This window comes from Lysinibacillus sp. FSL K6-4013 (assembly GCF_038630435.1).
GTDB lineage: Bacteria > Bacillota > Bacilli > Bacillales_A > Planococcaceae > Lysinibacillus > Lysinibacillus boronitolerans.
Window position 1 is genome coordinate 3,734,489 of the sequence record NZ_CP152031.1, and the last position, 13,644, is coordinate 3,748,132.

Sequence of the window (13,644 nt, forward strand, 5' to 3'; positions counted from 1 at the left end):
TCTCCCTTTTTAAATTGAATTTAATTAATTTGTATTAAAACAAATTGAATTTATTTTAAACTTAATTTTATTATTTTCGCTCCTTTCAATTTAAACTATAAAAATTATAGCCGCATTTTTTAAGATTTTAAGTTATTTTTAGAAATTAATAAATAATAATTTTAAATTATTGCTGCCAATAACTACTTTCTCTTTAACTAGACTCCTATGCTTTGTTCCATTTTCACTTCTTCTACAATATTATGTTGATTTACCACATAAACATATACCAATCCATTTAATTCTTGGTAATCATTTATGTAAATAAATAATCCACCCTGCTACACTGTGAATGGTTAGGGTGGATTACTTTGCTCTAATCCACAATGGCACAGCCATTTGGATTGCCAAGGATTAAGTCCTTGATCTTACTTATTTTAACATATTTACAAAACTTTTCACCAGAGAATAGGTTGCCAGCATAAACGTTATTTAACTAAACTAAACAATTTTTTGACTATCTTTTAGTCTTCCGTTCACTAGGTTGCTCTTCTTTTAGTTCAGACTTTTCTTAGTGTTTTTCTGATTTCCACCGTACCTTTTCTATTCTGTTCCACCATTGAAAAAAATGCTACTACAGGAACACTTACCTATACCCCAATGATTTGTTCCATTTTCACTTCTTCTACAATATTATGTTGATTTACTACATAAACATATACCGACCCGTTTAATTCGCGGTAATCATTTAATTCCAATTGTTGAGAAAGCAACTCTATAGATGGTGTTAGTAAAATAAATCGTGTATTTCCATCTGCTTCTTCGCTTGTGAAATCGACTAAGCCAAATGCATTCTTAACACGGATGTTTAATCGCCCACTCTGATATTCATACTCTTTTACAACTTCTATGAAATCTTTTGGAATAACACGTGATGCACTTTGAATTGATTGTACATGTAGCTGTGTAATAGATTTAATGGATTGTAACTGGATACTTCTTTCTCTTTCGATATTTTCAAGTCGCTCTTTACTACGTTCCTCTAAGTCTTCAATTTGAGTATAGGTTTGGTTAATTAACGCGCTGTTTTTATTATTTAAGTTATCACTTAAATAATTAGTTAACCTTTCCTGCAGTGTTTGCATTTGTTCATCAAATGAACGTCGTAAATAAGTACTCTTACGGTTTAAATAATCATCACGTTTCATTTGAACAGATTGAAGTATCTTTTTCGCTTGAAGAATAGATTCTTTTTTAAATGTTTTATCTTCTTTACCTGCTGTATTGATTAATTTAAATTGCTTTTGGAATAGGAAATACGGATCTACTTGAATGAACTCCCCAGTTTCCCTTTTAGCTAATAACATTAATTCTTGTTCTAATTCCCGGCCTGTACCATCAACTACACTAATACTGCTAAGTTCTAATGTTAAAGGTTCACTTACATTTGTTTTTACTGTACAGATTGGTAAAGCAACTTGTTGTAACTCTTGACTTGCGAGTTCCATCGCTAATTTTTTTAAAGGATGATCATTCTGTAATATTGATAACTGTTCTGTTTGTTTATCTGGTCTTAATGTAAACCGTAATGATTCATCAGTTCTTAAAGAATATTTTCGCTTCTTAATTAGTTCACGAATATTTTTAGGGAATCGATCAATTCGAACTGTATTGTTATCGTTTGAGATATTTAATTTAATACGTGTTTCCTCAAACTGTTTTACTACAAACTCACCATAAACTCGTGATGGCATACTGCTAATTGAAATTTCTTGATATGCACGTCTTGCACCCGGTAAATCAAAACTCGAATCATCTAAGCGTTCTTGTTTTGCTAATTCTAATAATCTTTCATGTTCTTCAGATAATGTTTTTTCCATTTGTGCAATTAGCTCATCTAAATTCTCTCGTCCGCTAATTGCTTCCTCCATTAAGTGAGATAAATCGATATTATTTTCTTCAAGTACCTCACCAATAAAATCATAAACTTGATCTTGTCCTAAATCTGTGCGCATTTGTTCCATCTTATCGAGTAGACGTATCAGTACATCTCCTTCTCGTGTATTTTTAGCAACAAGATTAAAGATGAATACTTCATTTTTTTGTCCAATACGATGTATACGCCCCATACGCTGTTCCAAACGATTTGGATTCCACGGAATATCATAGTTAATCATTTGATTACAGAATTGAAGGTTAATAGATTCTCCCCCAGCATCTGTGGCAAGCATGATTTGTACATCATTTCGAAATCGCTCCACTTGTTCACGACGTTGATCCATCGAGTAGTTCCCAACGATTTTTGTGACTTCAGGGACATGCTGTAGAAGCTTTCGTTCAAGGTAATATAAAGTATCTTTTGATTCCGTAAAGATAAGAATTTTTTCTCCTTTAGAAAGCAATCCATCCGGACCGAATAATGTGTTTTCAAGCTCTAAATATTTACGTTCTATATCTTGATTTACGAGCATCTCTGCTTTATAAACTAAGCCATCTAAAATCTCTATTTCTAGCTTTAATTCCTCTATATCAATAACATCCGTTTCCCCTTCAACTAATGTTTCTATTTCTTCTTGCTCTTCTGTTGAAAGTTCGTCGTATTCAAATGGTTCAATTGATTTATTGACCGTTAACTCGGATTTTAATAATTCTTCTAACTTTTCTTTACGTCTTCTAAGAGATAAATAGATAGCATCTAAAGACGAACTTAGGCGACGTTGTAAAATCATCATTGCAAATGCTACGTTTGGTTTATTATTTTGTTTTGCTCGATTAAAATGCTCTCGTGCATAGGTAGTAACTTCTTCATAAAGTTCACGTTCGCTGTAGCTTAAATCAAATGAAATGGTCGTTGTGGTTCTTTTCGGGAATAACGGAGTACCATCAAAATTTTTCATTGTTTCCTTTAATCTACGAATAACAAAAGGATTACTCTTTTCATATATAGAATCACCTGTATTTAAACGTGAAAAAATATCATGGTCTACCAAACTCATTAAATGTCGGAAATTTTCTTTATCTCCTTTATGGGGTGTAGCCGTTAGTAATAAGCAATGCTCTGTATGACGTAGTAAACTCTCACCAAGTTGATAAATTTTCGTACGATTCACTTTACGTTTCTTGACACCATGTGTATAGGCAGCCATTTTATGAGCTTCATCAACTATAACTAAATCAAATTGTGCTTTTAAAATAAATGCTTTAATTTCTTCACGTGAAGCCCAATAAATTGATGCAATTATTTTGTCATGTGATTCGAATGGATTTACCTCACTTGAGCTATTTAATAAACTTCGATTTACGATGGTAAACTCTTCTCCGAACTTATCTTTAAGCTCTTCCTGCCATTGTTGCAATACTAGAGGGGGAACTAGAATTAAAATACGCTCTGCTGCTTGTCTTGCAATTAACTCACGAATCAACATTCCTGACATTATCGTTTTCCCTGCGCCGGGATCATCCGCTAGTAGATATCGAACTTGAGGTGACTGTAACATGCGACTATATACTGCCTCAATTTGGTGCGGTAGTGGAATAATCTTTTTGTTTCCTCTCGCACGAGACTTCGAAAACTTATCCTCTGTCTTTAAAATATAATATTGTAAATAGTGTTGCAGTCTTTGAGAATTAAATGAACTTTCCTCATCTTGAATGTTTTCTAATAGTGCTAGTTGCGACCTATCTAAATACTGTTCATAATATTTATTTGTTTTTCGCCCAATTGATTCAACTAAAAATAAATCATCGTCAATTTCTTCAAAATGCTTAATTTCAACAATTTCCGGCCAGAAAGAGCCTTTAATAATTTCTCCTATCTTTAACAAAATAACATCCCTCTCAATACTTACATTCTCTTAGTTTAAATTATATAGTAAACTCCCATATACTGTTAGAAGAAATATAAGACAAAAAAGCTAGAGAACGGAATTAACAGTTCTCTAGCTTCTCTTTAGTAAAGCGCATTATACATATGAATCGTAAATTCTGTCTCGCGATATAGTGTGGCTTTGTCATCTTCCACGGTTACCATTCTTAGTACACAAGTTTGTCCTGTTGGATAATAGTTTTCTACAAGATTAAATGTTAGTTGCTCAGTGCGTTCATGGTTTTCACCCACCATATCAAATGTCCATTCTAATTCATTTGAAATTCGCTCATCATTTAGGTAGAATGCAGCCCGAATTGTACGTGCCTTACATTCTTGAGAAATACTTTGTTCTTGATATATTGGCACTTGGATACGGAAACCTGTAATTACACGTTTTGGCATGGCTACGCTGATTTCAACAGGAACTGCTTGGGAAGTACGACGATAATCAATTAGCGGTACTATTACTTCTTGAGGTGTTGCACCTCCGTGTACAAACTGTAATCCTCCACCGCCAATAAATCGGTTTACGCCTTTAGCAATCACTTTTTCTACACCTTGTAATGTTGAAAAATCATCTGGCACATTAATTGCTCCATCATCTATTAGTAGATTATGACCAATAGCAAAACGACGATTAGAATCAATTATTTCACCTTTAACACTCACTACTTTAATATCATTTTCAATTCTTGGATACTGATAAAGGAATCCGTGATCTGCTGTTATAAAAATTCGTTTTGCTTGCAATTTAGATAATCGATCAACAGCAATTGATAATTCTTTTATTGCTCGTTCTGCAGCTATATATGTAGCACGCTCGGATTTTACAGAATCACCTGCTGCATCGATTACATCATGATATAAGTAAACGAGACGCTTTCCTTTTAAATTTTCATCTGCTGTCGTTCTTGACCAATCTAATAAATCTGTTAAACGATAGGCAATTGCTTCTCGATGAGCTGCTTGTAGAATTTTAGTGCGATTCGCTAATCCATTTGTAGGTTGATCATCTGCTAATACTGTTCCATTTTCAGTAATCGATAATGTTTTATGAGGTAATAAAGATGCCATACCTAATTGTGTATATGTTGGCATATTCGCAACTAACGGACTGATAGAGGCAACCCCATTCGAACGTAAATTTAACCGAGAAACTAATTCTGCTCCTACCTCATATCGTACTGCGTCCGAAATTATCACAAATACTCGTGTTGATTCTTTCTCAAGAATGGGCTGTAAAACTTCTTTATAAAACTTAGCCTGTTTAGGTAATTTTCCTACATCTGCAGTTTCTAAAAGGTAATTAGTCTCTTGAGCAATTTTCAATAAATATTTATTTTCATACCAATTTGTTAATTGCTCAGCTAGTTTTTCTAGCATTTCTTTGTTTTCTAATTGCAAAAACCCCGTCATAAAGCGTCGATATGCTTGATCAACTAAGTAAAGTTCACTTATATATTGGACATATAAAGGCTCACGAGTATCATATTGCTTCAAGAACATTTTATACTTTGATAAATCCACTGCATCAATCATTACATTTAACAAGTTTCGGATTCGTTCATTTCGTTTCGCCCAATACATTTTTAAACGCTTATTCAAAATCTCTGTCCAAGCATCAAAATTGGATGTTTGATGCAGAAGTTCTTCTGTTAGCCTATTTATCAATAAATAATCAATTATTGGGAAAGTTGAAATATCAGCAAATTGCTCGATTGGCCGTTCATGTAACACATCAATAATTGAAAATCTTTGTTCGATTTCCTTCATATATGTTTCTAAGACTTCTACTTCGCTTTCTTTTGTATGTAGCCAGTCATCAATAAATAAAGCACATGCATTACCACGTGTTGTTTCATATTTCTTTTGTAATGGCTGGTCTTCAAATTGTGCATGACGTTTGAAATGTGCATACAGTACATGTTCCATTAAATACTGTAAAGTCAAATCACTTGAATGCAAACCAAAGTATTCCGAAATATGCTCCCACATACGATTAGTGCTAAACCTTTTTGATATGGCTTTATATACTTCATTTGATTCTTCTTGTAAGCTACGCAACAATAAATGACGAGTAATCTCTTCCATATTTGCAATGGGTGCGCCTGTTAGCACTGCTAACATTGCATACTCGATTTCACGGTCAGTAGCATTAGGCGGTACTACTTTCTTTAATTTATTTTTACGCTCTGCACTTTTAAAAAAGTCTCCATATTCCTTAATCAAAGGTCTTAAAACGGCATCACTTACTTGTAACTGCTCTGCAAGTAAAGCATTCGTATCCGCTTTAAACTCTGTACCATAAAGCTCCATATCCAATAAAAAATTATCTTCTATCGCTGGCTTTGCAAAATCAGCATATAATAAAAAAGAATCCTTTTTCTTTTCTAACTCAATTTCTAATTTAAGCGTAAAGAAGTTATTACATGTTAATTGGCGGATTTGAATCGGTTGCTCTGCAAAAGCTTCTTCTAAATCAGAAACATTATATTCTCCTTGCTCGTCATACCAAAAAATAACCGTGCGCGGCTTATTTTTTTTATATAGTTCTTCCTCTATTCTCTCTTTTAACAGTTCAATGACATTCATTGTGTCACCTCATTATGAATATTTACTAATAATTTTAATTATACCTTAATATGAAACAAGCCTCCTTACCAAAGTAAGAAGGCTATGAATTATTTATTTAATCTTCGCTAATACACCTTTACCGCCACGATAAAACTTTTCATAGTTCACTTTCACACCATCGTCTAAATCAATTTCAAGCTCTTCGTTAGCTATTTCAGCTAGACGTTTATCAAATTCTCGTAGTTCATCTATTTTCTTTTCAAAAGATGTTTTTTCTGCTGTTAGCTTTTTCTTCTCACTTGCTGATAAGTTTGGATTAACTAATCGGTTCTCTAAATCTATAATTTCATTTTGATACTTAGCTTGAATTTCTTGCAGATGCTGGAAACGAATTGTTGCCATTGTATCTGGTTGATAATGATGCATATAAATAAGTGTCCGTAATCCTTTTTGTTTTCCAGAATCCACTAACCAATATATCGGACGTTTTTGATACATCCTACAATGATCTGCAAAAAACTCATCTAAGAAGTAACGACGCAATCGTGTTTCTGTATCTTCACTGTTCTTCATTTCCAGTGCTTCGGCTAGCCATTGCATATTTTCATCTACAGTAATAGGAGAAAAAGCAATAGATAAAAATTCACGAAGTCGAGTGATAATGTCATTTTCAAAATATTTCGTTTCGGTAATCTGTATATAGGGTTTAACGCTAATATTGTTAATAGTATATCTTCCCGTAATTACTCCTATAAAATATGATAGAAAAGACTTAGCATCGTTTTCTTTATTAGCTGTTTTTAAAGCGATTTCAGTAGTATCAACCTTGTAATTAACCTCTTTCTCTAATTGATAGCATGATATAAGAATTTTATTAATCTGTTCTTCATTTGAAAGTTGTTGGTTAAATCTATTTTCAGCATGAAGTGACCAATTGATATACGCTTCATTTAATTTTGTAGCATTTTCTTTATACTTCAATAATGGATGATTAGTAAAATCCCAAGAAACTTCGGAATCATTCCAATTCTCTTCTGCAATTTTAACGTTTTGTTGTGTTAAAGAAAGTAAATCAGGATTATCTAGCGGAATTATAGGTAAATTTGAAATTGGCCCTACGTTGAAGTCTAATGTTGGTGATAATATTTCTAATAGTCTTTTAGCTACATTAGAATTTAAAAATGCTAGTACGTATAGTCGAGTGTTATCATCCTCGAAAAACATAGAAGATCCCTTAGAATCAAAAATAAATCCTTCATCAAATAATCTTAAAGAAATGCCTCCAGAAGTTAATGCTGACCAAGTAATGCCTTTTTTGAAGAAGTAACTAATGTTAGTTATTGTTCGTGTAATTGAATTATATTTTTTTATTGCAAATTCTTTCATCTCTTGACCGTCATTTTCCCAATTTACAACATATTCATTGTTACCATACCATTTCATATATGTTCCACCTTTATTATAAGGGAACCATTTGTATTTTTTATCTAATGCCTCATTTAGAGATGTTATATTAAAACCAATCTTGTGATATGGTACTTCAAACCAAAACTTTAAAAAACGGTCATTATCTAAAGTTTTAACACCTTGTCTTGGAGCAGCAATATCACCTAATTTATTTCCTTTAGAGAATACTTTTTCAATGTTTTCAGTAACCCAATAACCAATAATATAACTTGGGATACTATTAAACTTAGTTTGATTTATAGAATAAATTTCACGATTACTTTGAATGTAATCTATAGCCTTCTGTTGCTTTAATATTGGATTCTTCTCTTCAACTAATCGTAAATAACGGCCGTTAATAGCTTTTAAAGTATAGTTTCTTAAAATAAATGTGGTTGATTGTACTACTTCCCCACTTATTTCTTCAAATGCTCTAGGCCCTAAGTGAATCATATTATCGATTAACTTTGAATCAATGATTTTCTTTCTTAATTTTTCATAGCTACTTAAAAACATCCATGAATTTTGATTTATACATGCGTATATGGAACTTTGATGCATAAAATGTTCAACTTCCATAAATGCTGAAAATAAATCTCCTTTTGAATCAGGATAGTTATTATTGATAAAAGTAATCAAAATAGTATTCATGTTTCTGTTACCCATATAGGGCGGATTTGTTACAACTACGTCATATTTATTACGCATAATCTTCGTTTGCTGAATTAAAGATGGTAGTGTTTCTTTGGCCGTGTCATGTTGTTCTGCAAAAAACAAATCTTCTACAGGGTGATTTTGGATATGCTCTAACCGTTCCTCAACAAATTTAAGGTTTCGTTCTGTAATATTAATTAAGGAACCATACGTTTTTGCATTTTCATATTGGTCAAAAAAAGCTTTTACTTGCTTATATCGCTCCCCCTTTTCTTCCTGAGCAATATATGCAATCACATCATCTGAAACATGATTCGTTTCTTGAATCGATGCTAAATTTAACCGTATACCCTCTCTTTCAATACTTCGCAAGAAACGGCGAGAATAAGAAGCGGCCTTCATGACTACCGCGAATGCTGCTAATTGATATGCGCGGTCATCAATATCTAATCCATATAAATTGTTTTCTATGATCAATCGTGGAATATCACGTTCTGGATATGCGCACTTTTCATAAATCTGATGGAATACTTCAAAGGCATAAACTAAAATATGTCCACTTCCCATTGCAGGATCAAGTAGCTTAATATCCTCTACTCTTAATTCTTTATTCACATATGGAGCAATTTTCTCGTGGAAATCCTCTTCTTGATGCTTAATGAAGTATTCCCAATTACTGATTAAATCTTCATCTTCTCGATGTGCCTCAGTCCAGTAGCGTCCAAGTGAGTTTTGTACCATATACTGCACTATCCACTTTGGTGTAAAGAGTTGTGTTGCAAAAGGAATTTCTTCTTTTTTATATTTGCTTTTTTGCGCAAAAACTCGGTCCTTTTCTTCCGCGATGTAATATTGATACAACCAACCAATCACTTCAATTTCATCGAAACTATTCGTTAATTCATCATTTTGAACAAGTACCTTAATAACTGATTCTGCATCAAGTAAAAAGTCTGGCAGTAGAAGTTCCGTATAATCTTGAATTTGTTCAAATAGGAATGGCAAAATACTGTTTAATTTATTACATTGTGCAATAAATAACTTGCGATATGCACCTTCTGTATCCCCTGCATCTAATAATTCACGAATTTCTTCTTGTTTTATTGGTAAATCCATTGTTTCATATTCAAATAAAATATCAGGGTCTACTCGTCCTACACTACTTGACAACACATTTACTTTTTCAGGTAAGTAATCATGTACTTCCATATAACGAATGGCAATAATACGGTTAAACCATGTATAGGCAACTTCTTCAACTAACTGCTTATAACCTTTTTGTCTAAGCTGATTTTTTAATGAGTTGAATGCTTGTTTCATATAAAGGGGATATGGCTTATCATTAATCATTAATTGCCCAAATTGTTCTTGAATTTCTAAATCATTCTTATCATCAATACCGTACATTAATGCCTTTATTTTTACTTGATTAATTAATTGACGTCGTGATTGAATGGCAAAGTTTTTCAATTCCGTTTTGTTCACTTTTTCCACCTCATTACAACAATGGAAAGGGAAAGTCCCTTCCAATGCCTATAATTCAATTTTTAATGTATTTTCTTTTAGTTCTTTTAATAACTGTGTTCGTAACTCGGCTAGTACAGCATCTAAGTCGGACTGTGTTTCGATGCTAGTGTGTGAAATCATATTTTTTAATTCGCTTGAAGAAATAATTTTTGTTCCTTTTTCACGTACAACAATAGGAGGTGCATCCGGAGTGGGTGGAGTTACTTTAGCTTGTCGATTTAACTCTTCCTCTTTCTGTTTCGCCTCTATTTGAATTGATTCGGTAACCGAACGTAGTTTTGATAAATTCATCTGAATGGTAATCAAACTATTGCTGCCTAGAATTTCTTGCTGTAACGCCTTGAATTGTTGCATCTTATCATTAATTAAAGCTAAAACAATATCATTATTTGAATAATAATCTTTCAAATCATCTAGTTTTTTCTCTAAATGATTAATTTGACTTACAAGACCTTGTTTTTGTTCTGTTACTTCTTCTTGAATTGCTTGTTCTAGTTTTTCAATTAAACGTGGTAATTGTGGAATTTCAAGATAAGGCAATGATTTTGTTAAGATATCTGTTATCTGCTTTTTTAGCACCTTTACTTTCTCTGATTGAGTATAACGTAAATCATTTTGAACTTGATTTAAAAAAGCTACGGCCTCATCAAATCGTTCAATTGGTGATTTTAGATAGAAACCAGATAACTGTTCGATAGCTTTTTCCCAAATGTATAAATCATCTTCGGCATCAATAAATGCCTTAACAAGCTGTTCCGGTTCTCGAATTTGTGTTAATTGAAGAATATCAATTTTTAAAGAACTAATCTTTGTTCCTTCAGGATAAGTAAACTCAGGAGATATTGTTTTCTTTCGACGTTCATCCATCTCATCTAATGGTTCGATAAAATATTTTTGTAATGCTGAACTTATCGCATTCGCGAACTCTTGATAAGAATCCCCAATATCCATTCGTCCAAACAAATCTTTATATAATCCAATGAAATCTCGACGTACTTTTGGATCCACTTCAATTTCGGGAATCACACGTATTTTATCTCGCTCTGTTGTTCGAGCAAGTTTATCATAAAATTGAGGTGAACTTGTTGGCGTAAAGTGTTCATCTGCAATCATTAACTTTACTTTACCAGAGTGCATTAAAGCTAGGACAATGCCAATTGTATCGTAGTCACTCCAGCCATAAGGGACCTGATTATATTTATCAATAAAGTCCTTTAACGACGGTTTCTGATGCATACGAATGAGTTCATCTAAATAGCGTAATATTTCGTTATAAGCTTTTATATTACCTGTTTCACCTAATAAATCATTTGAAATACCTTTCTCAGCTAGGTTTCTCCATTGTTCTTTGAATGTTTTCATTTGTATTGGTTCATCAATGTATTCTAAATACTTGTATGTGTTTTGAATTAACATATCAAAAGCATCTGATACTTGCTTTTCAAAATTTCCTCGGAATGTACGCTCTTGCATTTGAATGAAGATTGTTGCTTCTTCACAAGCTTTTCGTAATAATTCTTCTGCCTTTACCTCGTAGTCACCAATACTGTCCATTTTCGCGTCATAAATACGATGTTGGGATTGTGTTGTACTTGGATTACGTTTTAAATTCACATAACGACGAATCTGTTCAGAAATACGAATTGCTTCTTCTGCCTCGGCAATTAATTCCTCATTTAAATAAATAACCATTTGCCCTTCTATTGCCTGTAAAGCCGCTTCTGTATGTGTTAACCCTCCTGTAATAACTTGCATTGTTAACGGATATTTCATATTTGTTTTTGCATAATTATCAAAACGTTTATTGTAATCAAATAGCATTCCTTTTTGATAGTTATATTTAGTGTTTGGATACATTTTTTCAAAAAATGTATCTCCTAATCTTTCTTTGATTTTAATAGCATTAACATCAAGGTTACGAATTTCTTTGTTTATTTCTTGCTCTTCATCCGATAAGAATGAATAAGTACCGTCTGCGTGCTTTTCAATAAACATCGTTTGCTCCAGACGGTTTAACGATTCTTTAATCACAAGTTCATTTTTTTCTGACTGAATACTTTCTAATAAAAGAGTTGAAATATTATTTGGTGTTGCTTTAATGTGGTCTATTCCTTTAATCAAATACAATACTTTTAATACATCAACATCATATTTAACTAGACCTTCCGAATTTTTTGCGCGGCTTTCAGCTCTCGAAATCGTCTGTACGATTGCTGATTCTAAATGTTGACGAATAGTTGGATAAAACTCCGCCATCGTTACTAAATTGCCTAACTCTTCTTGGCCATTATAAATCGCTGCTTCTTGGAAAGCTTTTAATAATGAACGTTCCCCTCTTGAAGCGTAAGAACTTCCTTCACCATGTATACCAATTTTCTCTAAAACAGCTTGCAATAAATCTACTTGATAAGGTACAAATGGATATGTTTCCACAAACTCATTAGTAGAGCGATAACCAGAGCGATATTGTGTTCGGTCTTTATCAAAAGAAAGTCGATTTCGAATTAATTGTTCATTTGGTTCAAAGATGGACTCTAATGTTTTCGATGCCGTTTCTGTCTTTTCTAATAATCGGCGTTTTAAAACTTCGTCTGTATCTGAACTCGATAGATTAATCCGTGTTTCAAATCTTCCTTGAATTTTTGAGAAGTCTTTTGTATTGGCTGCATTCATATTAGAAACGTCTTTAATTTTTTCCTGAGAAGTAACAGCAATCCACGCTTGTCCCATTGCAGCTGCACCAATTTCTTCTACTGCGTTTTGTAAGTCAAGCATAAGGTTATTATCTGTACCAATATATTGACCAACTTCATCAATTAAAAAGATTAAGCGATAATCAGGGCCTTTAGATTTACAATATTGTGCAACAAGCTCCCCTAACTGAACCGCTGAAATCGAAAATTCCTTTTGTGCTGATTTTACTAGGAAATCCGCTGTCTCTTGTTCATAGCCAATTTCACAAAGTGCAGCAATAATTTTTGCATATCTCAAGCGGAATTTAGTACGGAAATCTTGCCAGTTTTCGTTATACAATTCTTCAATTTTAGAACAGAAAGCATCATATTTTTGGTCACTTGCTAACTGTCTTTCAAAATCTGCTACCCAAAGAGTATTTGAATAACCTAGATGTTCATTAAAAATACGTAAGATAATTTCGATAATACTTTCTTTCGTTCCACGTGCTGCACTAGCTCCAGCTTCAGAACCTACATTAAATAACAATGCATCTGAAGGTTTTGATTCTATCCGAGACATTGCATCTAAAATTACAGTATCAGAAATCTTATCTTTAAAGTATTCATATGGTGTTTTATTTCCCACTTTCTTACCATCCAATAAATATGATAGAATTTTAAGGAAATGTGATTTACCGGAACCGAAGAAACCAGAAATCCACACACCAACATTTTTGGTTGGATTTGAATACGCTTTCTCATAATTTTTATAAAACCCTTTTAAGCTATCTAAAATTTCTGCTGTGACAACGTATTCTTCTAATTCTGTTTGTATTGTTTTTTCATCAATTTGACCTGCTTGTACAACACCATTAATTGGTCGGTCAATTTTCTTCTCAAATATCTCTTGAATAATCATTA

4 protein-coding genes are annotated in these 13,644 nt (G+C 32.8%); all 4 read right to left on the reverse strand.

Annotation, left to right across the window (positions count from 1 at the left end; all coding sequences use genetic code 11):
* Positions 1 to 629: 629 nt before the first annotated feature.
* The 4 genes from MHB39_RS18545 to brxC all read right to left on the reverse strand — a co-directional run bounded on the left by MHB39_RS18545 (position 630) and on the right by brxC (position 13,642).
* On the reverse strand, positions 630 to 3,803 hold the full coding sequence (locus tag MHB39_RS18545; protein WP_342544878.1) for a helicase-related protein: 3,174 nt from the start codon (positions 3,801 to 3,803) through the stop codon (positions 630 to 632).
* A gap of 125 nt (positions 3,804 to 3,928) precedes the next feature.
* Positions 3,929 to 6,439: a BREX-1 system phosphatase PglZ type A gene (gene pglZ, locus MHB39_RS18550; protein WP_342544880.1), complete on the reverse strand. Its 2,511-nt coding sequence runs from the start codon at positions 6,437 to 6,439 to the stop codon at positions 3,929 to 3,931.
* A gap of 93 nt (positions 6,440 to 6,532) precedes the next feature.
* Positions 6,533 to 10,006: a BREX-1 system adenine-specific DNA-methyltransferase PglX gene (pglX, locus tag MHB39_RS18555; protein ID WP_342544882.1), complete on the reverse strand. Its 3,474-nt coding sequence runs from the start codon at positions 10,004 to 10,006 to the stop codon at positions 6,533 to 6,535.
* A gap of 48 nt (positions 10,007 to 10,054) precedes the next feature.
* The gene (gene brxC, locus MHB39_RS18560) at positions 10,055 to 13,642 is read right to left on the reverse strand and encodes a BREX system P-loop protein BrxC (protein ID WP_342544883.1); all 3,588 of its coding nucleotides are present in this window, start codon (positions 13,640 to 13,642) and stop codon (positions 10,055 to 10,057) included.
* Positions 13,643 to 13,644: the final 2 nt, after the last annotated feature.

Excerpts from the sequence above, each read along its gene's own strand:
- pglZ (WP_342544880.1), bottom strand. The coding sequence starts at position 6,439 with ATGAATGTCATTGAACTGTTAAAAGAGAGAATAGAGGAAGAACTATAT.
- brxC (WP_342544883.1), bottom strand. The coding sequence starts at position 13,642 with ATGATTATTCAAGAGATATTTGAGAAGAAAATTGACCGACCAATTAAT.